The 24,592-nt window shown below is 56.9% G+C and carries 24 protein-coding genes and 1 tRNA gene; 15 read left to right on the forward strand and 10 right to left on the reverse strand.

Annotated elements, in window-relative coordinates; translation table 11 throughout:
- Positions 1-130 precede the first annotated feature (130 nt).
- The 3 genes from ACVTFQ_RS18265 (at position 131) to ACVTFQ_RS18275 (ending at position 3,509) form a co-directional block, all read left to right on the forward strand.
- Entirely contained in the window at positions 131-1,279 is a 1,149-nt protein-coding gene (locus tag ACVTFQ_RS18265; protein WP_111563072.1) for a Gfo/Idh/MocA family protein, read from the forward strand.
- 77 nt (positions 1,280-1,356) lie between these two features.
- A complete protein-coding gene (locus ACVTFQ_RS18270; protein WP_111563073.1) occupies positions 1,357-2,184 on the forward strand; it encodes a sugar phosphate isomerase/epimerase family protein in 828 nt (275 codons plus the stop codon).
- Positions 2,185-2,234: 50 nt separating this feature from the next.
- Positions 2,235-3,509 (forward strand): Gfo/Idh/MocA family protein, encoded by a 1,275-nt coding sequence (locus tag ACVTFQ_RS18275; RefSeq protein WP_111563255.1) that lies wholly within the window; start codon positions 2,235-2,237, stop codon positions 3,507-3,509.
- Positions 3,510-3,546: 37 nt separating this feature from the next.
- On the opposite strand, the gene ACVTFQ_RS18280 is transcribed toward ACVTFQ_RS18275, so the two are convergent.
- On the reverse strand, positions 3,547-4,284 hold the full coding sequence (locus tag ACVTFQ_RS18280) for a type 1 glutamine amidotransferase (protein ID WP_111563074.1): 738 nt from the start codon (positions 4,282-4,284) through the stop codon (positions 3,547-3,549).
- A gap of 138 nt (positions 4,285-4,422) precedes the next feature.
- Between ACVTFQ_RS18280 and ACVTFQ_RS18285 the strand changes: the two genes are divergently transcribed.
- On the forward strand, positions 4,423-4,719 hold the full coding sequence (locus tag ACVTFQ_RS18285; protein WP_111563075.1) for an Rdx family protein: 297 nt from the start codon (positions 4,423-4,425) through the stop codon (positions 4,717-4,719).
- 30 nt (positions 4,720-4,749) lie between these two features.
- Here the strand turns inward: ACVTFQ_RS18285 and ACVTFQ_RS18290 are convergent, their stop codons facing one another.
- Positions 4,750-5,208 (reverse strand): BA14K family protein, encoded by a 459-nt coding sequence (locus ACVTFQ_RS18290; RefSeq protein ID WP_111563256.1) that lies wholly within the window; start codon positions 5,206-5,208, stop codon positions 4,750-4,752.
- A 184-nt stretch (positions 5,209-5,392) separates the two neighbouring features.
- On the opposite strand from ACVTFQ_RS18290, the gene ACVTFQ_RS18295 reads away from it, so the two are divergent.
- The 7 genes from ACVTFQ_RS18295 (at position 5,393) to istB (ending at position 12,092) form a co-directional block, all read left to right on the forward strand.
- Positions 5,393-5,479 (forward strand) — tRNA-Leu (locus ACVTFQ_RS18295).
- A gap of 440 nt (positions 5,480-5,919) precedes the next feature.
- A complete protein-coding gene (locus ACVTFQ_RS18300) occupies positions 5,920-7,266 on the forward strand; it encodes a tyrosine-type recombinase/integrase (protein WP_162718073.1) in 1,347 nt (448 codons plus the stop codon).
- 135 nt (positions 7,267-7,401) lie between these two features.
- Complete coding sequence (locus ACVTFQ_RS18305; RefSeq protein WP_162718072.1) at positions 7,402-8,322, forward strand: DUF4238 domain-containing protein; 921 nt, start codon at positions 7,402-7,404, stop codon at positions 8,320-8,322.
- Positions 8,323-8,702: 380 nt separating this feature from the next.
- Complete coding sequence (locus ACVTFQ_RS18310) at positions 8,703-9,209, forward strand: HNH endonuclease (RefSeq protein WP_470423977.1); 507 nt, start codon at positions 8,703-8,705, stop codon at positions 9,207-9,209.
- A gap of 39 nt (positions 9,210-9,248) precedes the next feature.
- Complete coding sequence (locus ACVTFQ_RS18315; RefSeq protein ID WP_470423915.1) at positions 9,249-9,683, forward strand: hypothetical protein; 435 nt, start codon at positions 9,249-9,251, stop codon at positions 9,681-9,683.
- Positions 9,684-9,810: 127 nt separating this feature from the next.
- Positions 9,811-11,322 carry an IS21 family transposase gene (gene istA, locus ACVTFQ_RS18320; protein ID WP_112980621.1) on the forward strand — a complete coding sequence of 504 codons (1,512 nt, stop codon included), beginning with the start codon at positions 9,811-9,813 and terminating at the stop codon, positions 11,320-11,322.
- Between the two features lie 14 nt (positions 11,323-11,336).
- Positions 11,337-12,092, forward strand: a complete 756-nt coding sequence (gene istB, locus ACVTFQ_RS18325; RefSeq protein WP_111560489.1) for an IS21-like element helper ATPase IstB — start codon at positions 11,337-11,339, stop codon at positions 12,090-12,092.
- Positions 12,093-12,461: 369 nt separating this feature from the next.
- Here istB and ACVTFQ_RS18330 read toward each other — a convergent pair whose 3' ends face one another.
- The 4 genes from ACVTFQ_RS18330 to ACVTFQ_RS18345 all read right to left on the reverse strand — a co-directional run bounded on the left by ACVTFQ_RS18330 (position 12,462) and on the right by ACVTFQ_RS18345 (position 17,350).
- Complete coding sequence (locus tag ACVTFQ_RS18330) at positions 12,462-13,190, reverse strand: hypothetical protein (protein WP_470423916.1); 729 nt, start codon at positions 13,188-13,190, stop codon at positions 12,462-12,464.
- 163 nt (positions 13,191-13,353) lie between these two features.
- Positions 13,354-14,679: a hypothetical protein gene (locus tag ACVTFQ_RS18335; RefSeq protein ID WP_112435959.1), complete on the reverse strand. Its 1,326-nt coding sequence runs from the start codon at positions 14,677-14,679 to the stop codon at positions 13,354-13,356.
- An 818-nt stretch (positions 14,680-15,497) separates the two neighbouring features.
- On the reverse strand, positions 15,498-15,893 hold the full coding sequence (locus tag ACVTFQ_RS18340) for a hypothetical protein (RefSeq protein ID WP_112436923.1): 396 nt from the start codon (positions 15,891-15,893) through the stop codon (positions 15,498-15,500).
- A gap of 833 nt (positions 15,894-16,726) precedes the next feature.
- Positions 16,727-17,350 (reverse strand): recombinase family protein, encoded by a 624-nt coding sequence (locus ACVTFQ_RS18345; protein WP_112436925.1) that lies wholly within the window; start codon positions 17,348-17,350, stop codon positions 16,727-16,729.
- A gap of 197 nt (positions 17,351-17,547) precedes the next feature.
- Between ACVTFQ_RS18345 and ACVTFQ_RS18350 the strand changes: the two genes are divergently transcribed.
- Complete coding sequence (locus tag ACVTFQ_RS18350) at positions 17,548-17,976, forward strand: hypothetical protein (protein WP_112436926.1); 429 nt, start codon at positions 17,548-17,550, stop codon at positions 17,974-17,976.
- A 328-nt stretch (positions 17,977-18,304) separates the two neighbouring features.
- Here the strand turns inward: ACVTFQ_RS18350 and ACVTFQ_RS18355 are convergent, their stop codons facing one another.
- Entirely contained in the window at positions 18,305-19,045 is a 741-nt protein-coding gene (locus ACVTFQ_RS18355) for a hypothetical protein (protein ID WP_470423917.1), read from the reverse strand.
- 147 nt (positions 19,046-19,192) lie between these two features.
- Here ACVTFQ_RS18355 and ACVTFQ_RS18360 point away from each other — a divergent pair, with 147 nt between their 5' ends.
- Positions 19,193-20,926 (forward strand): GTPase domain-containing protein, encoded by a 1,734-nt coding sequence (locus tag ACVTFQ_RS18360; RefSeq protein WP_112436927.1) that lies wholly within the window; start codon positions 19,193-19,195, stop codon positions 20,924-20,926.
- Between the two features lies 1 nt (position 20,927).
- Positions 20,928-21,752 (forward strand): hypothetical protein, encoded by an 825-nt coding sequence (locus ACVTFQ_RS18365; protein WP_112436928.1) that lies wholly within the window; start codon positions 20,928-20,930, stop codon positions 21,750-21,752.
- A 681-nt stretch (positions 21,753-22,433) separates the two neighbouring features.
- On the opposite strand, the gene ACVTFQ_RS18370 is transcribed toward ACVTFQ_RS18365, so the two are convergent.
- Positions 22,434-22,754, reverse strand: a complete 321-nt coding sequence (locus ACVTFQ_RS18370; RefSeq protein WP_112436929.1) for a hypothetical protein — start codon at positions 22,752-22,754, stop codon at positions 22,434-22,436.
- Positions 22,755-22,990: 236 nt separating this feature from the next.
- Here ACVTFQ_RS18370 and ACVTFQ_RS18375 point away from each other — a divergent pair, with 236 nt between their 5' ends.
- Positions 22,991-23,206 carry a hypothetical protein gene (locus ACVTFQ_RS18375; protein WP_111563077.1) on the forward strand — a complete coding sequence of 72 codons (216 nt, stop codon included), beginning with the start codon at positions 22,991-22,993 and terminating at the stop codon, positions 23,204-23,206.
- Between the two features lie 43 nt (positions 23,207-23,249).
- Here the strand turns inward: ACVTFQ_RS18375 and ACVTFQ_RS18380 are convergent, their stop codons facing one another.
- Both ACVTFQ_RS18380 and ACVTFQ_RS18385 read right to left on the reverse strand, forming a co-directional pair.
- Positions 23,250-23,888, reverse strand: coding sequence for a DUF1109 domain-containing protein (locus tag ACVTFQ_RS18380; RefSeq protein WP_313760006.1), 639 nt, complete (start codon positions 23,886-23,888; stop codon positions 23,250-23,252).
- Positions 23,872-24,459, reverse strand: a complete 588-nt coding sequence (locus ACVTFQ_RS18385; RefSeq protein WP_112436931.1) for a sigma-70 family RNA polymerase sigma factor — start codon at positions 24,457-24,459, stop codon at positions 23,872-23,874. The genes ACVTFQ_RS18380 and ACVTFQ_RS18385 overlap by 17 nt, the downstream gene beginning before the upstream one ends.
- Between the last annotated feature and the right edge of the window lie 133 nt (positions 24,460-24,592).

Below are 24,592 nucleotides of genomic sequence, written 5' to 3' on the forward strand. Positions count from 1 at the left end.
GAAATTTAGCCCCGGCTATTGACAGCGCCGCTTCTCCTCTGCCATCAAGTAACTGTTTGGTTACTGGCCGGGAGGAGCCGCGCGGCATCGCGCGTCCGGCATTGCAACACGGTTTTGCAGGGAGGCAGACATGGCACGTCTAGGAATAATTCTGCACGGCGTAACGGGCCGCATGGGCTACAATCAGCACCTCGTCCGCTCGATATTAGCGATCCGCGATCAGGGTGGCCTGACGCTGAAATCAGGCGAGAAGCTTGAGATCGACCCCATCATCGTCGGCCGCAACGCCGCCAAGATGGAGGAGCTGGCGAAGCGCCACGGCATCAAGCGCTGGTCGACCGATCTCGACGCGGCCCTCAAGAATCCCGACGACCACATCTTCTTCGACGCTGGCACCACGTTGATGCGCGCCGAGCTGCTCTCGCGCGCGCTCGACGCCGGCAAGCACGTCTATTGCGAAAAGCCGATCTCGGATGATCTCGAAGTCGCCATTGCGCTCGCCCGCAAGGCACGCGGCTCGGGGCTCAAGCATGGCGTCGTGCAGGACAAGCTCTTCCTGCCCGGCCTGCGCAAGCTGGCGCTGCTGCGCGATAGCGGCTTTTTCGGCAAGATCCTCTCCGTGCGCGGCGAGTTCGGCTACTGGGTCTTCGAGGGCGATTGGGGCGTGCCGGCGCAGCGCCCCTCCTGGAACTACCGCAAGGCCGATGGCGGCGGCATCATTCTCGACATGCTCTGCCACTGGCGCTACGTGCTCGACAATCTCTTCGGAGAGGTCAAATCGGTCTCCTGCCTCGGCGCCACCCATATCGGCACCCGCGTCGATGAACAGGGCAAGCCCTATCATTGCGACACCGATGACGCCGCGTATGCCACCTTCGAGCTCGAAGGCGGGGCGATCGCCCATATCAATTCGTCCTGGGCGGTGCGCGTGCGCCGCGACGATCTCGTCACCTTCCAGGTCGACGGAACCCACGGTTCGGCCGTCGCAGGGCTGACGAAATGCTGGACCCAGCACCGCGTCAATACGCCCAAGCCGGTCTGGAACCCCGACCAGCCACAGACCATCGATTTCTACAAGACCTGGGACGAGGTGCCCGACACGCAGGCCTTCGACAACGGCTTCAAGGCGCAGTGGGAGATGTTCCTGCGCTATGTCGCCGAGGATGCGCCCTGGCCCTATGGTCTGGAAGCAGGCGCCAAGGGCGTGCAGCTTGCCGAACTCGGGCTGAAATCCTGGGCCGAACGCCGCTGGCTCGATGTGCCCGTGCTGGAGTTCTGAGCCATGCCTGATATAGCGCACTATGTACTCATGGTGATCGCGCCTGTTGCCCCGCATGTAAGCGGGGCAAGGCAAACATGGTAGACGATCTCTCCATCAACCTCGCGACCATACGCGAGCAATGTGGCTTCGCCGAAGCCGTCGATCTCTGCCTGAAACACGGCATCACCTCCATCGCGCCCTGGCGCGATCAGATCGCCAAGATCGGGCTCGACGAGGCGGTGCGCATCGTCCGCCAAAACGGCATCAAGCTCACCGGCCTTTGCCGTGGCGGCTTCTTTCCGGCAGCCACTGCGGCGGATCGCCAGCAGGCGATCGACGACAATAAGCGCGCCGTCGATGAGGCAGCCGCTCTGGGCGCCGATTGCCTCGTGCTTGTGGTCGGCGGGCTCGCCGGCGGATCGAAGAATATCGATGAGGCGCGCAAAATGGTGGCGGACGGCATCGCCGCCACGCTGCCGCATGCCCGCGCGAGCTGCGTGCCGCTGGCGATCGAGCCGCTGCATCCGATGTACGCCGCCGACCGCTCCTGCGTGAACACGCTCGGCCAGGCGCTCGACATGTGCGAGACGCTGGGCGAGGGGGTGGGCGTTGCGATCGACGTCTACCATGTCTGGTGGGACCCCGATCTAGCGCGCCAGATCGGCCGCGCGGGTCAGCTGAAGCGCATTCTCGCGCATCACATCTGCGATTGGCTGGTCCCGACGCGGGACATGCTGACCGACCGCGGCATGATGGGTGATGGCGTCATCGACCTGAAGGGCATAAGACGGATGGTGGAAGGCGCCGGTTTTCACGGCGCGCAGGAGGTCGAGATATTCTCGGCGGAGAACTGGTGGAAACGCCCCGCCGACGAGGTGATCCGCACCTGCGTCGAGCGCTTTCACGACTGCTGCCGGATCTGATTTGGCAGAACAACATATTCGTTTCCGCACGCATGAAGGAGGATCATCCGATGGAGAAACGCCGCTTCGCACTGATAGGCACCGGAAATCGCGGAACGACCATGTGGGGCAAGGAATTGCTGGCCGGTTGGCGCGAGCATGTGGATCTGGTGGCGATCGTCGATACCAATTCGCTGCGCGCCGAACGCGCCCGCACCATGATCGGCAGCAACGCTCCGATCTACGAGAATATCGACGCCATGCTCGCCGAGCATGAGGTCGACATGGTCATCGTCTGCACGCCTGATTATACGCATGACGACATCGTGGTGCGCGCGTTGGAGGCGGGCATCGACGTCATCACCGAAAAGCCGATGACGACAGAAGTCGGCAAGATCCGCCGCATCCTCGATGCCGAAAAACGCAGCGGCAAGCGCGTCGACGTCTCCTTCAACTATCGCTATGCGCCGACGGCCGCCAAAATCAAGGAGCTGCTCTCCTCAGGCGAGATCGGCCGCGTCACCTCCGTCGATTTCCACTGGTACCTCGACACGAAACACGGCGCCGATTATTTCCGCCGCTGGCACGCCTATACGGAAAATTCCGGCAGCCTCTTCGTCCACAAGGCGACGCACCATTTCGATTTGCTCAACTGGTATCTCGACAGCGACCCCGAGGCCGTCACCTCCTTCGCCGACCTGCAGAACTATGGCCGCAAGGGCCCGTTCCGCGGCCCGCGCTGCAAGCTCTGTCCGCACTCAGGCGAGTGCGATTACTACCTCGACCTCGAGACCGATCCCTTCCTCGATGCGCTCTATGAAGACCCCTCCGAGATCGACGGCTATTTCCGCGATGGCTGCGTCTATCGCGAGGATATCGATATTCCCGACACCATGGTCGTCAGCCTGCGCTACAGGAACAACGTCCACGTCTCCTATTCGCTGAACACGTTCCAGCCGATCGAAGGCCACCACATCGCCTTCAACGGCACCGAGGGGCGGATCGAGCTGCGCCAGTTCGAAAAGCAGCCCTGGGAAACGCCGGATGAGGATACGATCCTCCTGATCCGCAACTTTCCGAAGGGCAGGGAGCCGGTCGAGCGCATCGTCGTGCCGCATTTCTCCGGCGGCCACTATGGCGGCGACGACCGCATGCGCAACATGATCTTCAAGCCCGGCATGGAAGACCGCCTCGGCCAGCGCGCCGGCACCCGCGCCGGCGCCATGTCGGTGCTGACGGGGATCGCGGCGCTGTCGAGCGCGCGCAGCGGCAAGGTGGTCAAGATCGCCGATCTGATGCCGGAGCTCACGAGCGGCGATGCGAGCCCGGGCCTGAAAGCGGGTTGAGGCAAGCCGGGCGACGAAGGCCAGCGCTCGCGTCTCCTCAGGCGCCGACGGCGACCGGTTCTTTCGCGGTCGCAACCTCGATCATCGCAACCCAGTTGCGCGCGATCGCAAGGCCGCTGGCGTCAGCTGCAGCGCCATCCACGGGAGCGAGATCGGGGTGGCGTTTCAGCCAGCCGGGCTCCATGCGCTCGATCGTCGCCTCGAAGCCCGTCTTCCACCCTTCGACCACCGCGCGGCTGGCCTCGAAATGAAATTGCGTGCCATAGGTCGCGCGGCCAAGCCGGAAGGCCTGGTTGCGCACGAGCACGCTGGTCGCAAGCAGGCAGGCGCCTTGAGGCAACGTGAACGTATCGCTGTGCCACTCGAAGGTGGTGAAATCGGCATCGAGACCAGCAAGCAGCGGATCGGCCTTGCCCTCCTCCGTCATCTCGACAGGTTTCCAGCCGAACTCCAGCTGCCGGCCGAGATGGTTTTCCGCGCCATAGGCGCGCGCCAGGATCTGCGACCCCAGGCAGATGCCCATCACCGCCTTGCCCGCCTCGCAAAAGCGCTGCATCAGCCGTGCCAGCGCCGGCAGATAGGGGTAGTTCGCATCGTCAAGCGCATCCTGCTCCCCGCCAAGCACGACAAGCGCGTCGTGCTCGAAGATGCTCTGCGGCAGCCGACCGTCGAGATAGGGCTGGTAGATGTCGAGCGTCGCCTTGGCTTCGGCAAGCGCGATGCCGAGCGAACCCAGCGGCGTGTTCTTCATGTTCTCGATGATGGCAACCCGCATCGGCATCTCCTGTCTTGCTGCAGATTGAGGAAGAACACCAAGCCATCACGCATTGCAATATCCGTTGCGCGGCATCCGGCCACTTCGTAAGCTCGGCGCAACTGGAACGACATGCCCGAAGCCCGACGGAAAGCCCCCATGACCGAGAAAAAAGCCCGCGTGACCATCCTCTACTGCACCCAGTGCAACTGGCTGCTGCGCGCCGGCTGGATGGCGCAGGAACTGCTCCAGACTTTCACCGATAGCCTCCGCGAAGTGGCGCTCATCCCCGGCACCGGTGGCAATTTCGAGATCCGCGTCGATGACGAGCTTGTCTGGGAGCGCAAGCGCGACGGCGGCTTCCCCGGCCCCAAGGAACTGAAGCAGCGCATCCGCGATATCATCGACCCCGATCGCGACCTCGGCCACACCGACCGAGCGTCGAAGGAAAGCTAAGCAGCTCCGGCACGCTCAGCTCGCTCGTGTCTAGTCGTAAGGTGAGTTGCAGGTCTTGTAGATTCCCTCATAGGTCACGAAGCGATCCGTCCTAGGATTGTAGCTGCGATACTGGTTGCGGCACCAATCGACATGGAAGTTGCGATCGGGCGTGTTCGGCCGCGCCGTTCGCGTCTGTGGCTGCGACGGCCTATAGCGCGTCGGCGGCTGCGGGTTGTAATATTGCGGCGCCGGGCCCATTTCGCGCGGGCGGTAATAGGTCGGTCCCGTTGCGGTCGGTGGCCGGTAGTTCGGTTGCACATAGGATGGCGTGAACGATTGCGTCTTGCCGAAGGTGAAGCAGCCGCGAAAATCGCACATGGTCTGCACGCGGATGATATCGCGATTGCCGATATTTTCGGGAGCAGGCGCCATCGGCATGGCCGAAACCTGGCTGAACGGCATCACGGATAGAATCACAACAACCGGAAATTTCTGAAAAACGCGCATCGCACCATCCTTTTCCTTGAATGACATATAGTGCGTCCAAGCTTTCTTGGCACCGCCCGAAATCCCCGAACGCCCAAAAACCCACCTTTCCCGGCCTTGGCCTTAGACTTTTTTGCGTGGTGTCAGAAAAACTTCAAAAACCCTGTTGACACCAACGGGCCACCCCCGTACATGGCTCTCCGTCGCCCAGATGGCGGAATTGGTAGACGCGCCAGCTTCAGGTGCTGGTACCCGAAAGGGTGTGGAGGTTCGAGTCCTCTTCTGGGCACCATTCCATTTTGATCGCTAGCCAGATCAAATGTTTAAGCCTTTCCAAAAAGATGCGCATTGGATACCTTGTAACAAAGGTCAGTAACAATGCGCCTACGATTGGTAAGTCCGATGATCGGGAAAGGCTCGTCAAACGCCTACTTTGTGAAGCGCATACCCGCTGACATTAAGGGTCGGTTGGTGGGGCAAACGCTGCTCGTTCCGGTGGGTGAATCAACCGTCTCTTTCCCCGTTACCACAAGTACGCAGAGCGTTCGCTTCTCCTTAGCTACGTCAGACCCCTCTCTCATTCGGATCAGGCAAGCCCAAGCTCTCACCTATGTGGAAGAATTCTTCGCGAAAGTGCGTGCTGGGCAGCCGGTTGATCTGACGCCACGGCAGATTGCTAGTCTTGTCGGGGAGGCCCACGCCTCCTGGGCACAAGGTCCCGATGCTTCACGCATGCTCACGGTGAACGTAGAAACAGGAGCCGTAGACACCGACCACCTTACAGACCCCGATCTTGTGACAGAATGGGACCAAATGGAGCAGGAGCTTGCCGAGCAGGCGTCCGCAGACCCGGCAGCATTTTTCAGCCAGCCTCCGGGAGGCCAGAAGTTAGAGCAGCTTACCGAACGTATGGGCAGGCTCAAAGGCATCCCTTCGCTATCCGAGCGGTCTGTTGCACACCTCACAGCCAGGATACCCCTAGCGATTGCGGAAGGGATGAAGACAGGAGCCAGGAAGCTCTCTGGCGACTACTCCACCGATGCCAAGCTGTCTGGCTATCCTCTCTGGGAAAGCGCTCCGCAAGCCTCTACGCCGCCCGTGCTCGTGTCTACCGCAAAGGTCTCCCTTATGGGTCTCGTAGAGTCATGGTGGACGGAGGCAAAGGCGGTCGGCAAATCAGAGAGCACTCGGGAGAGCTACACTAACACCTTCAAGGGTTTCAGCTCTTTCTTGGAGCATGACGACGCGACGCGGGTGACCCCGGAAGATGTGGTGGCTTACAAAGACCACCGGCTCACCACGCCTAACCCAAAGACCGGTAAGCCAGTTTCCGCCAAGACCGTAAAGGCAAGCGATTTGACCGCCTTTAAGTCCGTCTTTGACTGGGCCGTGGCAAACCGCAAGCTTCCCTCCAATCCGGCCACAGGTGTCGGCTTGAAGCTGGGCAAGAAGGTGAAGGTCAGGGATCGTGACTTCACGGATGCAGAGGCCAGGGCGCTACTGGCTGCGGCCAATAAGATTCTTGCGGGAAAGGCGAAACCCAATCAGACCGATTTGGCCAAACGCTGGGTGCCTTGGCTTTGTGCATATTCGGGAGCCCGCGTGGGCGAGCTTGTGCAGCTTCGCACCGAAGACTTCAGCCAAGACACTGCCACAGGTGCGTGGGTCATGAGGTTGACGCCCGAGGCTGGCACGGTGAAAGGCAAGGAGTTCCGCTCTGTACCGCTCCATGTCCACCTTATCGAGATGGGCTTCATGGATTTCGTTGAGAAGGCCCCGGGCGGCTACTTGTTCATGACCATCAGGCCCGGCAAGTCGTTCGCGGGGGTCTGGCAAAGCAAGAAGAATCGACTAGCAGAGTTTGCCCGCGAGTATGTCAAAGACCCCAACGTCGCGCCGAACCACGGCTGGCGGCACACCTTTAAGAGTCTTGGCTTCGAAGCGGGCATACAGGAGAAGGTCTTGGATGCCATATGCGGGCATGCACCAACTAGCACGGGGCGAGCCTACGGCAGCGTGAGCTTGAAGACTAAGGTGGATGCCATGGCACTTTTCCCACGCTTCAAATTGCAAGATTAGGGCGAACATCGAAACGCTAGGCTCGGAGGTCTAGAAATGCACTCCAAAGCTCGCCGGGCGGGCATTACCAATCTTTCATTGTGCTTCAAGCAGGAATCACCATATCCGGGAAGCATAAGGGTTGAGGGGTGACCTGTGGCAAAACTGAAGACGGAGCGACATCATTGGTGGCCACGCAGTCTGTCTCAATTTTGGGCCAACGAGCAGGGCTGCGTTCACTGGCTCCGACCCTCCGGTGAGGTCGTGGTCTCGCCCCCTGGCAATTTTGGGATGATTGGAAACGGCCATCATGTGCTTCTCGGAGATCCGGGTCAGCCTACCATTTGGGATAGCAGCTTTGAGGCAGACTTCCAGCGAGCTGACGATAACTTTCCGGCGGTAATTGAGTGGCTGAGAGGTTTGGATCACTGCACGCATGCGGCTGGGACGCAACTTGTCGACCGCTTCATTCCCGCGACGGTGCCGGACGTCGAATTGGCGGTGCTTATGGAGGGTCTGATATCGCTTGCTGTTCGCAGTCCAATGAACAGGGAAGCCGCTGTGGGCGTGGCAGAGTTACTTCGCGGGCCGCTACCGGAGCGGGAGCGTAACCGGCTTATAGCGGTCAATATGAAGAATACCCACCGTGATGCGGTGAAGCAACTTGGAATACGGGGGAAATTTGTTGCGCTCTATTCGCCCGACAAAGAGTTCATTTTTGGTGACGGATTTTATCACACGATTCGCTCCCCGCTGAACGCGACGAGTTCGCCAACCATTCTTGCTCCATTGACGCCGCATCTGGCAGCGCTTTTCGTCCGGCCCATGGCATACACCTCAGATCCGCGTTTTTTCACCCTTGTAGTATCTGCTGAGGAGACCAAAACGCTCAATCATGCAGTGCAGGTATACGCACGGGATAAGCTATTCTATCGGTCGGAGGAGCCGGCGATTGATGACGCGTATACGGAGGGCAAGCACTTGATGTACGACGGGCCAGTGAACCCAATCAACAAGCTCGTTCAATCAATTCCTGGGGTCCAAACTCCAAACAGACATACGTTCGCCTTTTGGTAGAACTTCGGAGGTCTCAATATTTGCGAACACGGCAGCAATCTTCGCGAAAGATGAAGCTTGTAGTTTACAGCCCAAAGTTTCTGATAGGTGGCCAGGTGAGCGATGAGACCAAAGGTGGCGGTTGGACGGACGCCGAACTCAGGGCATGCGTAATTGCTTACCGCGATATGCAGTTGGCAGAGCGTCGCGGGGAGAGAGCAAATAAGACTGCCAATCGGAACGAGGTATTAAATGGCGCTTTGTCGAATCGATCCGGCCCGTCCTACGAATTTCGAATGTCGAATATTTCAGCGGTGCTGGATGACTTGGGCTTGCCCCGATTGGGTGGTTACCCGCCGCGCCGAAACGTTGGACCGGGTATCACAGCAAAGCTCATCTTGATGATCAACGATGTTTGGAGCAGACAGGCAATACCTGAAGCCCCTACAGCCGATCCCAAGAGCCTTCTAGTTAGGGTAAGGGCGGCAAAGGCGAAATTTGCTCAAAGTACTCAAAACTCTCCGCCGCCGATAAACCCACAAAGCGGCGTCAAGGTTTATGGCAACTTTCAGCGTTTCATTCGTGATCCAAATGTCATCGCGTGGGTGCTTGTGAACGCGAAGGGACACTGCGAGTCTTGCGAGACACCAGCGCCATTCATTCGGGAGGACGGCGAGCCCTATCTTGAAGTTCATCATGTTCGACCACTGGGCGAGGGTGGTCCAGACAGTGTGGATAACGCTATTGCGGTGTGTCCAAGTTGCCATCGACGTTTCCACCACGGGGCAGACAGAGGCAGATTTAGGCGAGCAACACTACGAGCAATCAGCCGTCTCGTGGACTACCCGGAGCTTCCGGAGGCAACACGCGACGTACAAAGCGTGATAGAGGGTGGGGAGCCGACATGACGCGTCCCGCAATGAGTATCACAATTCCGGAGAGCGACCGTGCAGAAGCTAGGTGAAAGAGAAAAGCAGGTTGCGCTTCAGGTCGTACTGACCGCCACGCCGTCCCAGAATGCCGCGTTGCGAAACTGGATTGGCGAGCTTCTTATTATTCGTCGCTCGGAGGCGAACACTTTATCCAAAGCGAAGGAAGCTCTTGCGGTCACGGCACGAAGCAAAGTCATTTGGCCGCTCGTCCAATTGATTGCCAAGCAAGCTAAGAAGACAGGTTGGGATGACAGGCCAACCTCTCAGAGATTTGGCATCGGCGGGATGGCCGTTGGCATAGCTCTCTTCGGGGGACAGAGTGCCGGAATAGCTGCGCTAGGCACGGCTGTCGGAGTGCCGCTTTGGGTGGTTCTCGGTGCTGGATTGTGGATTCCGATGATTTACCGGACGGCATTCCGATCAAAAACCGGACACGATTCCGAGAATTAACCGGACGCGATTCCGATTTGATACCGGACAGCTTTTCAACGTAGGCAGTGTCCCTGGGTCAGCAACCTTGGCATGTATTTCCTTTCGAACGTGAGGAGATGGCATGTCGAAGAGACGAAGGCTGACCATGAGACAAATCCGACATTTACTTCGACTGCGATCGGACGGTGTGAGCGTTCGCGACATTGCCGATCTGCTCGGTATCGCCCGCAGCACTGTACAGGACGGGATCGGGCGAGCTGCGACGGCAGGGCTGTCCTGGCCTTTGCCTGCCGATCTGACTGACGACGTCTTGGAAGGCAAACTTTTCGCCAGGCAAGGCACCAAGCAAGGGGTGCGGCGACTACCAGAGCCGGATTGGAGCGTCATTGCGATCGAGCTGAAGAAGCCCGGCGTGACCCTGACGATCCTGTGGGAGGAGTATCGGGCCGTCTATCCGGATGGCTACGGCTTCAGTCGGTTCTGCGACCTGTTCCGCGGCTTTGAACGGCGTCTGACGCCCACGATGCGGCAGGTCCACATTGCTGGCGACAAGGTGTTTGTCGATTATTCCGGCAAGAAGCTGCCTATCGTCGATCGTAAGACCGGCGAGATCCGCGAGGCGGAGATCTTTGTCGGCGTGCTTGGCGCATCGAGTTATGCCTTTGCAGAAGCCACCTGGACCCAGACCCTGCCGGACTGGATCGGCTCGCACGTTCGCATGTTCGCCTTCTTTGGTGGCGTGCCGCGCCTTATCGTTCCGGATAATTTGAAGTCCGGCGTCAACAAGGCGAGCTTCTACGATCCAGAGATCAACCAGAGCTTCGGCAGGATGGCGGCCCATTACGGCGTCGGCGTGCTTCCGGCGCGACCGAAGCGGCCGAAAGACAAGCCAAAAGTCGAGGCCGGCGTACGTTTCGCTCAGAGCTGCATCCTCGGCCGGCTGCGCAATCATACCTTTTTCTCACTGGAGGAAGCTAACGCCGCCATCCGGGATGCCGTCGAGCGGATCAACACGCACGTCATGAAGCGGTTGGGCCAAACCCGCCAGGAGATATTCGAGACCATGGAACGCCCAGCACTCGCGGCTCTCCCGGCAGAGGACTACGAGTACGCCGAATGGAAGCTGGCGCGGGTCTTGACCGACTACCACGTCGAGTTCGAGCGCTATTTCTACTCCGTACCTCATACGCTCATCCGCCAGCAGGTTGATGTCCGGGCCACGAGCCGTACGATCGAGGTCTTTTTCAAGGGCAAGAGGATTGCGACCCACCAACGCCGGTACGGCGGTTCTCGCTACGGAACCAATCCTGACCATATGCCTAGCTCGCACCGGCGCTATGCCGAATGGTCACCTGCAAGGTTCCAGCGCTGGGGTGCTTCCATTGGGCCTCAGACCGAGGGGCTGATCATAGCTATACTGGCCAGCCGTCCTCATCCCGAACAAGGCTTTCGAACCTGCCTTGGCGTGCTGAAGCTCTACCAGGCCATTCCTACGATGCAGGCCGAAGCAGTGTCCGCCCGTGCCGTCGAGATCGGCGGACTGACTTGCAAGAGCATCAGCGCGCTCATCAGCACCTATAAGGCACCACGATATTCCGCCGAACCTGCCGCTGTCGGCGAGCACGCCAATCTTCGCGGCAAAGCCTACTTTCATTAAGGAGACAATCAAGAATGCTGACCAATCCCACTTTAGACACGCTGCGGCAACTCGGCCTTTCCGGGATGGCTTCCGCCTTCCAGGAACTGGAGATTCAACCGGAGGCGAGAAGCCTCGAGCACGGCGAATGGCTCGCGATCCTGCTCGAACGGGAACAGACCTCGCGTCGCCAGAAGCGCTTCGAAGCCAGAGCCCGTGCCGCCAGGCTGCGCCATGACGCCCAGATCGAGAATACCGATTTCCGCGCAGCCCGTGGTCTCGATCGCAACCTCTTTCTCAAGCTTTCCAACTGCGACTGGATCAGACAGCGGCACTCCTTGCTACTGATCGGGCCGGCCGGCGTCGGCAAAAGTTGGTTGGCTTGCGCCCTCGGCCACAAGGCGTGCCGAGAAGATCTTGCCGTCGCCTATCACCGTGTACCACGGCTCTTTGGCGCGCTCGCCCTGGCACGAGGCGACGGTCGTTACGCAAAGATGCTCAAGAGCCTGGCCAAAACCGATCTTCTCATCCTGGACGATTGGGGGCCGGAGAAGCTCAGCGACGAGCAACGACGCGATCTTCTTGAGATTGTCGAGGATCGCTACGAGAAGCGCTCGACCATTGTTACCAGCCAAATCCCCGTGGACCACTGGTACGATATGATTGGAAATCCCACGATCGCAGACGCTGTTTTGGATCGCCTCGTTCACAACGCCTATCGCATCGAACTTTCTGGCGAAAGCCTCCGCAAACATCGAACACTGCATGCCGATGACACAACTCAGGCTTGACCATTCCAATATTCGCCGACAATGATCAACTCAGACCCAGGGACGCTCGGCGCATCCGGCTTCGCTTCACAGACGCGTCCGGTATAATGCTGGAATGAGCGTCCGGTTAAAGATCGGAATTCCTGTCCGGTTTCATTGGAATACGCAGCTGGATCGATGTTCGCGCAGCATTTGTATTCGGAACTGGTGCAATCGGCAGAAAATGTTGAAGCTCGAAATCGTGGGGTAGAGGAGGCCGAGGGGGGCCATCTCAAAACCATCGACCTAGAACGCTCAGAATCCTGAAAGAAGGCGTGCGAGGGAGGTAGATTTGGTTCTGCTAAACTGGGCTGGAGGCCTCAGAGATGCTATCGACGGATGGCCCGACGATTAGTTCAAACTTGCAATAAGGTCTAAAAGCTTCTTGCTGAGATACCCAAGGCCTGTCCCCAGTGCCTCTTCAGTCTTTGTTGTCGCGGCTTTCTGTGCGACCTCTTGGGCAACAAGGGCGGTCTTCTTCAGAAGACCGGGCTCGACCATGGGAGCCCTAAGCATTGCAAGTGTGGTCTCCAAAATAGCGATCAGCTGTGCCCGCTCAATCTCAGTCAACGCAGCGTGATCTTCGGGTAGGTTGTTGCTCTTGGCTCGCAGCACCGCTTCTTCAAGCAGCTCAGACACAGCCGTGATGATCTCCTTGGCGCGTGATCCTCGCTTCACGAAGACCCACTGCTCTGTCCAGACCTGGATGGGCTGAGGGGGATTCGCGGAGGCTACTTTAAGGAATCTACCATCTAGGTTCCTATCCTGCGACGCAACATTACCGTGGACACCCTCTAATTTCCGAAGGTAGCCTTGGGCATGGGAGAGCACGGCTATCATCACGGGTCCTCTAACCCTTGCATCAATATCCTTCAACTCGGGCGCCAATGATGGGTTGATACCAAGTTCATCAAATGCGCCGTTCACCGCCAACTTTGCGAAGACGGATGCGGCCTCAGGGATATACGACATGGGCATAAATCCCTCGTCGACCTTCGCGGCCTTAAGTCTGCTGAGGCTTCGCTGTATGCCAAGCTGCATCTCTTGGATTTCTTCAAGGGAGAAGCTGTGATGGATCAATCTGGTACCATGAGTGACGCGGGTTGTGGGTGGCAGAAGCGTGACATATCGAAGTTGAGCCGACAAGATGCGAGAGTAGGGCTGTGGATGTAACGACCTTCATCTTCCCTTTGCCTCGTTGTTAGCCCTCTGAAGCTGGAAAGGCTGGGATCAGCAACAGAAGTCATCCCTGTAAGGCGTCCCTAGTGGTCCATAGTGGGGAGTTATTTGGCGAGGGAATTGGAATTGCCTTCTCGACCACCAAGAGCGGCCGACCGGCCCGCAAGGCGCTAACTTTTTCCATTGTAGCGGCTGCAAAATTCTTTTTACTCGCGGCCGTCATTATACCGTCGTGCATCGGCAAGGCGGCCACGCCGTTTCGGGCAAGCTCCAGCAATATGCCCACCAAGATGTCGCTTTCCAGGGCCATCAACTCAAACCCGACGTTGGTGTCAAAGAACAAGCTTATCGCGGGATGAGCCAGCATAGCGGCAGCTTTAAATCGCTCCATACTCCAGCCCGAAGGCAGTGCACCCTTCGCGCCTAAGGGCAAGCGACGCGCTTCGGCATTTCGAAAGAACAAAGAGACCATAAGCGACTTGACGGTCGTCCGGTGTCCTTCAAGGCCCGGAATTGTGTAGAGATCGCCAATTGGTGGCTCTGCTCCGCAGCGGATGTAGGCGAGTTGCAAAAACATCGAGGCGAAATCCAGGTCGACTACTGGCTCGCCTCCAATCGTAAGCAAGTGGCGTCGATCCTTCGGGAGCCCCTCCCAGAAGCCGCCGTACAATCTGCCGTGACGATCAAACTTTTGGGCGTCTTCGGGCCGATCGATGCGGAACTTGCGGACAAGGCGGATGGGGCCGGTGCCGTATCCATCAAGGCGTATGTCGGCGTCATTGAGGGTTTGGTTGATCGCCCGCATTTCGGCTCTCATTGCATCCGCTTCCCGACAGTCCTCATAGTCCACCGGAGTTTTGTGGCCGCTCCTTCTGCTTCCCGCCCAAAGTTCGATCGTTTCGCCACCTTCTAGATGGCCAACATCGGCAAGCGATATGGCATACTCGACAATGAGTTTTTGGAAGGTCTGCGTTGGGACAATGATCGTTCGCCGCTCCTTGAAGATTGCCTCATTGATCGCAACAAGGCCCGCCGCGCTTGCTTCGTCAATTACGAGTCTGAGAATGTCGGTGCTGAAATCTCTACGGTTGTAACGGGTAAGCTTCCCGTTTCCCAAGGGCACTGCCAAGCCTTCGTATCGCGAGGGCGTAAGAGTGGCCATCACGAGGTTAGCCACCAGCGTCTCGGTGCAAGCCATCCGCCGCAATTCGGCATCGGCTCTGTGTTTTCTTCCAGGTGTGATGAGAGGGGGCCCGACTAATTCGAAGACCCGTCTGGAAAATGCAATGAGGTTGTCACCATCGGCGGTCAGCCAGGGATCGTAGTGCAAGACGTGGGGCATCGCCTCTTGGTCTGCCGCGCTCTTTGAAAGCAAAATGTGCTCCAACATGTGCGTCCCCACCCCCGCTAGGTAATCAAACGGCGGTGAGGACTTTGCGTTGTATCAGGACGCTTTAGAGGCAACCGGATGGGATGGGTGCGGCCCGAACCGCTCGGTGCGCATTGCGATTATCTCGGGTACGGCAGCACTGGCTAGCTCATCGCACGCCTTCTCCAGCGTGTCCCCAATCTTTCTTAAGACGTGTCCGGACGAACGAGGATAGGCGTGAAGTTCGGTGTGCCTGATATCTTCAGAGTAGGGATCCCAAACGTCCCACTTCCGGTGCGTGCCGCTTGCGAGCCGGTGGACAGCCTTTGCTGCTTGCACAATGCGAAACTCGCGGGTTCGGTGACTACCAAAATCGTCCTCGATCAGAGCCGTCACCGCAAGGTAAATGCAAATTAGGCGTCTAGTCGAAATATTCGCTGCTCGCAGCCGCCCTAGTGCAATTCCTGCCCGATATGCTGCTGACCGGCCTCGAAGACGCATCGCGGGTTCTGTTCGAGTTGCTCCCGCCATTATGTGCTCAAGTTGCCAGTATGCGCCGCGATAGATGGGGCTATCTCCGTGCTCTTTTATCCAGCGCTCGGCACACCTAATGTATGGCCGCAAATCGGAGGCCCTGTAGGTTGCGTGCCAGTAAGAGCCATGTCTCGATTTGAGTTGGATATGGTATCGGCAGTAGTATTGAGCTAGCCCTCGCCCTTCGGATTTCTCAGCGAGCCTGGAGCATCCGGGGATTAAGCATTTGATTCCTTCAGCGATATTTGATGAGGATTGCGGACCAAGGGCCGCCTCGCGGCGACCCCATCGTTTACTCGAAAGGTTCATGCTGCTCTCCCGAACGGGGAGACAACTGGATAACCCCGAACCTCTTCAAGGAGTTCGTCAGCTAGGCAAAGTTCCTCGTAAGCTGTCGGAAATCGTGCACTAAGCAGCAAGCCCCTCTCTTTGACTATCTTGTCAATTTGCCTCAGCGCCGCATGATCTTTCAGCAGCGTTTTTTCATCAGCTTTGAGGTAGCGTCGAACTTCTCTGTCCTCGGCGGACCGAGAAAGCTCATCTACTATGTGCTTGGCTTTGGAAAGTAGTTCTACGGCTGAGCCGTTCGGCAAGACTGGGAGCACTTCAAGGAGTGCCGGACAAATTGCCTTGGTCTGGTCTCCTTCGAGCCATTCATTGCGACTGCTACCGCAGCCAATCACTTCGTTCTCTTCGCTCAACAGGCGGCTTGCAAAACTGCAGCTATTATTGCCCGGAGTCCTGTGGTGGTTCGTTACCACTAACAGTCTGCTTAAGCGCGATCCAGATTGGAACGCATTGGGGCTAAGCGTGAAGCTCACGCCGACCCCATAGGGTGTTCATTCGAATAACCTCTTCTAGTCGCCAACACCGTTGTTGGCAGGTGCTGATTACCACAGAGCGTCAAGAATATCGAGAAAAATCTGGCAGGTAGACGGGATGTGGCCGTACCTGCTAGAAAAGTTGCGAGCGCAGACGCGGCGCTCCGGGGCGTGGAAACCCTGAACTCGGCGGTATGGTCCCCACCGGAAGGGAGATCGATCCTTGACCTTCTCTAGGTCGGGGAGCCTGTGGCGTATGTCCAGGTTCACCGAACTAAAGGCTTCAGGGACCGACCGAGTCGGTTTTCCAACTCCCCGATCAAGGGGTCATGGAGGCTATGCTTGCGGGGGCGGACCGCAGGCCAATGCCTCAGGGGAAGCCGATGATGAGAGACAGTTCTACCCTACGTAAGTCAGATGCATTTTCCGAGGACACACCTAGCAAACAGCATGCCCGAGCGAGCTTATCCCCCGTGGCAATAGTCGCCCTAAGTAGCCTCGGCGCTTTCGTAGCTTTGGCCCTAATACTCAACTTCACCCGCTACGGATCAGTTGGCAGGTATCAGTTTGTTGGGTCAGCGAGTGGCCAAATGGTCGTCCGAATGGACACTACGACTGGGGAGCTCTCTGCTTGCTTTGGGTTCGGCCTAAAGCCAGCGCAATGCTTTCCATGGGCCCATAGTAACAGAGACTTCAAATCGTCAGAGAACTAGTTAGCTCGCCGGTTCTCTTATTTTCTTCGCCAATCTAGCTAACGTTGAAGTGGATACACCCGTAGCGCCCACGATGCTTGCCCAGGTCTGTCCACCCCTCAGCATTGCAGTAAGGGCAGCATTGCGTTTCTCATCTTCAGGACGTCCCTTGTAGGCCCCCTTCGCTTTGGCCTTGGCGATGCCTTGTGCTTGCCGCCTCCGTCTATCCTCGTAATCCTTGCGGGCTATCGCTGCGAGCATATCCAACATCATGCCATTTACCGCATCCAGCATACGGGCTGAGAACTCATCGCTCCCCGCCTGGATAAGCTGGTGTGAGGTTGGAAGGTCTAGGGCCACGACACGAACACGCTTGGCGGCGATCTCCGATTTGAGTTTTGTCCAGTCGTCGGCATTGAGGCGGCTTAGGCGATCCACCTGCTCTACAAGCAGAACATCACCAGCTTGGCAATCTGCGAGGAGCCGGAACAACTCAGGCCGCTGCAAAGATGCCCCGCTTTCGTTCTCAAGATAGGTGGCTGCGATCTTCAGGCCCCGCTCGTCAACAAAGCGTTGGAGGGCTGCCTTTGCTCGGCTGGCGTCTTGCTCCTTGGTGGAGGCGCGGAGATATGCCCGGATAAACATGTCGAAAGCTCCTCGCTTCGTTTTACATGCTTCGATATTTCATGCTTCGCTTTAAGTTGTCAAATGTATTTATCAAAGCGGTGTTTCGGTGGGAGAGGAGCGATTCGGTTTGGGCATACCCAAATAAGAGCGACTTTCGTGGACTAGGCTGTCAAATAGAACGTTGTTAATGTACGCGGCCATGCGGGAGATGTGCTGTGATTCAAAGACTTCTGAAGATTGCCGTTGTTATATCAGCGCTTATTCCATACGCTGCTCACGCGGGCTACGTGGGAAACTTTGCTGCCTGGAAAACGGCCAGCCTTGAGCTTCAAGGGACATATTTGCAAGGCGTGATGGATGGGTGGCTGCAGTCCTATGATCGCGGCGAAGCGTCGTGGATTACCGCTCAGCGCAAGGGGCTGAACAAATGCCTCTCGCTACAGAAGATCACTGCCACCATGCTTATCGATATTGTGAACTTGCATTACCAGGCACACAACGAGGATTGGAGAGTACCCCCTGCAGTAGTTCTGAAACATACAATCCAAGGCGTTTGCCTAGCCGATATCAACAGCGAGCGTGTCGAGCTGGGGCTCAGCCCATGGGATCGGAAAGCCGATAGAATCTCTAAAGATGCACCCTAGGAATGCGCATAGACGAAATGATTCCCATAAACTGGCAGCGAGCCACGCTTCTGATCACAGGTGGTTAGCTAGCCGAACATCCGCGCCGTGTTCCTGAGGAAGGGCACGGGGGGAATCCTCGTGGCCGCTACTACGAGATTACGTCTCGAATGAGCGACCCCGTTTGTAGTCGATGGAGATCGCCCGTCGTCTAACTCGGGGTCGATCCGAACGGACTGATGAGGCGTCGGTATCAAGAGTTGATATTATACTTCTGTGAGGCTATCCGGTGATTGCAGATCCGAGACTGAAAAGCGCTTGGTCTATTGAAACTCGAAAGACGCTGAATCTAGACACACGCCGAAGAAACCTTCTCCAGAAACGGCTTCAGCCGCCAGTAGCCAGCGCGAGAGTGTTCTATCTCAACCTCGATCTGCTTTTCCGCTTCCGTTTCAATATGAGCTAGATTTCTAAGTTCATAGAGGCGCTTGATGTCGTCGGAATATTCCGCCGGAACAAAGCCGATCCGGACGGCGCAATCTACCTTGTCTTTGAACGCAATGCTCGTCTTTGGCGTTTTGGTGTCCCTGAGAACACAAGTGTAAATCTGCTCGTCGTCCAATGTGATCTTTGTTTTTTTTCCGAGGGCGTCCATTTTCTTGAAAGCTTTATGGGTCGAAATGGCAAGCAAATCCGGATGATCCTCGTACTTGCTCCAGAGCAAATAGGTAATGACAGCTTCGTAAATCGCCGCATATTGCATGATCTGAAATTTTACGAAGGCGTGCACTTCATCACCGTCAGCCTTCAAAGCCTCCATTAGCTTCGCAACATACCTGCCAGAGTAAAAAGCCCTTCCTAGCTTTTGGCGAAGTTCAACATCATCAATGAAGTGGAACTGGTCGATGTGCCAGCGGAGATCCCCGGGCAAGTCCTTGACACAGTATGCCCGAACGGATGTTCGAATTTCAGAGCTCAATGGCATATCGTCACCTTTCTCGCATTGGCCAGCAGAGATCGGGAGCTTTACCCTTCCAAAATGAACAATCTGTTGAATCGAACGCCATGGAATCTCGGCGCTAATTTCCATCAAAGGGTACGTGGTGACTTTTCGCGGTCACTGCACCTGGATCGCCTCTCAGATACGGGGTCCGCCTTTTTTGTCGCAATACACGCGTGACGTTTATTTTAATTTTACGCTCTTCGTGCCAAATATGAACCAATCGAGGAGAATAACATGAGCGTGCCCGTCCATAGCGAGGAGCCGGAAGTAGATATTGAGGCCGATCTGCCGTTAGAAGGCAACTTCGTGGAACAGGCCGAATATATTCCTGAGAATATTTTCACCGCGCTCAGTGCCGACCACCCGGATGAGGAGACCATCATTAGGCGCCTGTCGGCGGGGGGAGCGAAATTGCTTGTGGGTCCTCGCGGCTGCGGCAAAACAACGCTGATGCTTAAGACTTATTATGGCTTGCTTCGAAAAGCTTCACAAACTTTCGGCGTCTACGTTAACTTCAAGCTGTCTCTAAAGCTTGAGCCGCTCTACGTAAATACACCGAATGCAACATACTGGTTCCGGCTGTGGTTGAACCTAAAGATATATGAAGGTGTCCACTCGGCTCTTGAGCTTGCTCAGCGATTTTCCTTGCCCAAAACCTTGCCCAGCCGTCAAGTCATAGAGAGTCTGCTGGCATCGATCGAAGCAGGCAAAGTGGAGCAAGCACGCGACCTCGAACAATACACGATGGATGGTCTCAGCCGGAGTATCGGTGCTGTTCTAGAGGAGAACGGTCTCTCAAGATGCGTTCTACTTTTGGATGACGCCGCGCACGCATTCTCATCGAGTCAACAAGAAGATTTCTTCGAATTTTTCCGGCAAATCAAAAGTCGTGAGATCTCGCCAAAAGCGGCAATTTATCCCGGGATCACCACTCACTCACCGACCTTCCACGTAGGGCACGATGCTGAGCAAATTGACGTCTGGATAAGGCCAGACCAGAGCGGCTACGTGGACTTCATGCGATCCCTCGCCACCAAGCGATTCAATGGGAACCTGCCTTCGAGCCTCGCCAATACGCCGCTGGCCGTGGACTTTCTGGCGTTCGCTGCTTTTGGGAATCCGCGGTCATTCTTGAACATGCTTCGCACGATTTATCATGACGAGATGAAGATAACGACAGCATCTGCCGCCGTAGATCGGAGGAAGCTTCTCGACATCTCTAAACAGACCCGCGAGCTGTCCCACAACGTTTACGACTCCTTGACGGCCAAAGTACCTGCTTACCGGGAATTCATCGAAACCGGACGTGATTTTTACCAGGGCATATTGGCTAGAATCAAAGACTTCAATCGGGGCAAGGAAGACGATGAACAAGCGCTGGAAGTGGCCTTGAAAAAGCCGATCACAGGCGAAATCGCGAAGATCCTGAGCTTCTTTCAGTATGCCGGCCTACTTTTGCCAGCTGGAGAAAACAGCCGAGGCGTGAAGGGATCATTCGAGCTGTATTTCGTCCATTTTGGGGACCTTATTACAGATAACGCAATTATCGGAAGGCGAACGAAGTCGATCCCCGCTTTTGTGAAGGCTTTCTCGGCCCAAACTCATCAGGCCTGGCCTCGCGTCACACCCGAAAGCTTAATCAGAAAACCGAAGGAAGTCTCCTTCCGGCTGGTCCTACCTCATTGCCAGGTTTGCGGCGCGGAGCGCGCGAGTGAGCACGCGAAATTTTGTCACAGTTGCGGCTCTCAGCTTAAAGCCACTTCCTTGTATGACAGCTTGACCAACCAGGATATCTCGGTTCTGCCTCTGAGCCGGAAAATGGTTTCACGTATCAAGGCGCATTCAAACATTCGAACAATCAAAGATATTCTTATCGACAGCGACCGCCTTAAACTCAGAGGAATTCCGCAAATCGGTCCTGCGCGTGCGAGGCGTATCGCGACGTATGCTGAGGAGTATGTAGCCTAAAATGGACTTGGCAGACTATGCAAACATATCACCGCCCTCAGCTGCGATCGGCGCGATAACCTCCTATATCAAAGAAACGGACAACGTCACTCCGATTGACCACTATCGCAGGACGGTCAAAAGATTGCTCAACTACGGAACGTCTGACCATCTTGATGGGAACGATTTTATCGGACGACTTCTTCTGATCGGTCTCGTGTCTGCTGCTGAAGGGTACGTCAGAACTGCTCTCTCAAGCTGCATGGAGGTGTGCCCGCTAGCCCAAACAAATGCTGCTGCGAAAACAATAAATCTCGGCGGCCTTCTCTGGCATGGTCGGGATGGCTTCAGCAAAAGTGCCTTTGAGCACGCGTCCTTTGCATCAAAAGATGAACTTACTAAAGCTTGCTCTGGCTATCTTGGCTTCAAGCTGGAAGACAACAAGTTCAAAACCCTGTTAGATGAGTTCGACTCAGTCTGCCAACTTCGGCATGGAATCGTGCATGCTGATGGTTTTCTTCCAGGGAGGAACGCGGTCCAACTCGGTATCCCTAAAGCGCAGAAGGCAGCTATAATTGTTGTTCGCTATAAACAGCTTCAGGAGGTGGCAGCAGTGATCAACACGCTCATTTACACTCTTAACCGTGAGCTGTTTGCGGAGATGTGTAAGAGATGGGCTATTGACTGGAGAAAACGCGCCGACTGGGTCCCCGGCCAAGAGAAAGCACGCTTCACTCAACTATGGCGGATCTTCCATTCTGGTGACGAGCGAGCGCTACGCAAGGGCAAATCAAAGATCACATTGCAACGCTGTTTGGTAGAAACAAAATCCCTATACGGGATATAAAGCCGAGGCCTTCCATTACGTATGGCTGCACCGGGCCAGCAGCGCCAACTTCGTCAGAACTTCTCAGCCTTCTTAATCCAACACTGCAGCTGATATCGCAAGCCCACAGCTTGGTTCAGCCTTGGCCCGAGAGTGTTCTTCCGTTCACCATCATTGTGGCTCGAAGTATATCTCTTCTAGCGGTTCAGCCAGTCTGTCGACGTTCAGCTTCACGTCTGTCGACGTTCAGCTTCACCAGCATCCCACAGTGGCTCCACGCGAATCGCTATTCGAGGTTGCTGGCGTGTCGTTTCGACCACGAGGTCAGGCGACTCAACTCGCTACTCTGGATGTTGCGTCCTATGAAACGATTAGAATGGCCCGGTGGCGCAGCCAAAATGGCAAGCCTAGATGGACAGCGTAAGCAGTTTAACAAGGGTCTGTAACATAACTTGCTTGTCCTCTGAAATAATGTAATAAAAGCAACGTGAAGGGGGCCGAAATGCGCAGTCCTCTTCTGGGCACCATTCCATTTTTGAGAAACGTAGATTTCTCAATTATTTCAAGACTTAGCAAGTATCTTCGATACGCTTTCCGGTTCACCGGAAGCCCTCACGGGGCTTGTCTTGAAATGCGCAAAGCGCCTTCCAAATGACGCCTGGGAATATCCCTGATACACCCTAAGTCAGCAAAAAATGCTCCTCACACATTAGCGCCGACGTTTGCGTGCCTCGCGCTGATCTCGCAGACGACGCCGAGAATGATGGCTGCGAAGATATATAGGAAAACGTTGCCGGAAAGAGCCTCGCCAGTCGTCGCCGTTCCCAGATAGCGGCGCGAAAATGCCGCATTCGTTTCCATGTCAGGGGTGTTGAAGGCAATCAATAATGCCGCCGAAACGCGGATGAGGCCAAACCAGAAAATGAGGTGGGCGACAATTTTTCCAATGCGAGTGAAGAACATGGCTCTGAGTATCCCGATGTTTACATAGCCATACCGCTTTAACTTGCTCATGTGCTCCATTCAAGCGCATAGCGTGTACGTGGGGCCATTCGTTACTGCCTCATCGCAAGTGCCGACGCGCCTATTTCCATGCCTGCCCGCGTAGCCATGTTTTCATGCAACTCTGCCAAGTATTATCGAGCGATCGATCCCTTAGATAAGCCCCAATCTCTTTCCATCGTCTTCGAATGATGCTTAGGTCGCTCCGCTGGGAGGCGACGATATTCATCGATAGTATTCGAGGGACCGGGTGCTGCATGACGAACGTGACGTCTTCTTCCGACAATGGCCGCCGCATCACGCTGAGGGTCGATCTGACGGGCGTGCTCGCCTGTCTGTTGATGGCCGTCATCATTGCCTGCGCCGTCATGAGCTATGGCACCGGGCATCGGATCGACGACGTGGTGCAGCCGGTCGGGCCAAAGGCGACGCAGCAGCAGGCGGTCGATGGCGATGTCGCCAATGGCGGCTAGCAATCCCGCGTGCGGGGTGGCCGTTCTGTCCTCCGTTTGATCATCACCATCTGAGATAACGACGGCCGAGTGCTGCGCCGATGGCGGTCACGAGCGCAATCGCGATCGTGTACCAGGTGGCAACAAAGAGCGGGCTGTCGTCGATGCAATGCCAGGCATAGAGCGCCGAGGCGATCGCGCTGGCGGCAAGCCCAGCTGCGGCGCCCGCAAGCGCCGGCTGTCGTGGCGCACCGGCGCGCAGCGCCAGGATGAAACCTAGAAGCGGCGCGATCGACAGAAGCGGGATGAGCATCAGGCAGTAAGCCGCATTGTGCCCCATCATCTGCGGCTCCCAAAGCTCTCGCGGCAGCACCTGGAGCTCGATCAGGACGGCGGCCGCAAGCATGCCTGTCGGCGCCAGCAGCGCCCACGTGAGGGCGCTGACCGGCACGTCAGGGCGACCGATGCGAAACACGATCGTCGATGCGAGAATGGCGAGCACCAGCATCAAGCTCACCTTGAAGAGCACGCGGGTGGTCCCCATCATGCTTGCAATGTCGTGGCGGATGCCGATCGCGAACACCAGGATCAGCGCCGAAGCGACGATGCCCGCGACAAGCGCCGTCTTCAGCGCGCGCCCCAGCCGCATCCGCACGGGCGTATCCTCGGTCAGCAGGCTGATCAGCTCATTCGTCTTCAACACGTCCACTCCGATCGTCCGTCTCGCCGCGATAAAAGCCGGCAAGTTTCTTAAGCGCCCGATGCAGCGAAACGCGCACCGCACCCTCGCTCATCTTCAATCGCTCCGCCGTTTCCCGGATGCCCGCGCCACCGATCGAGATCGAGCGAACGATGTCGCGCTGCGGATCCTTCAGCCTTTCCAAAAGGTGGATGGCATCGAGCCGGTCCATCGCATCTGTTGTTTGGTCGTCGCTTGCGACCGTTTCCATCACATCCTCGATCGGCACGCTCACATGCCGTCCGCGCCGGCGCAGGCTGTCGATCAGCTTGTTGCGCACGATGGCCGACAGCCACGGGCCGATCGGCCGCGCCGGGTCCCAGGTGCCGCGCTTCAGGTGCACCGCAAGCAGCACTTCCTGCACCACGTCTTCCGCCTCGCTTGCCGGCGCGCCGAACTGCTCGCAACGCCGCCGCGCCATGGCGCGCAGATGCGGCGTCACCGCCAGAAGAAAGCGCTGATAGGCCTGCACGTCGCCATCAAGCGCGCGGCGCATCCAGTCTGCCCATTCCTCTTCACGCGCCGAATACTTCACCCGACATCATCCTCTACGAACGGGCACATGCAATTGTTACCGAACCTTGGAAATATTTCGCCGACCTCGCAAGGCCGCATCGCTTAAAAAAGCGTCGGCGACGAGTATCGAATTCCGTGAGGAAGGGAAAGAG

Source organism: Rhizobium sp. O111 (assembly GCF_055616315.1).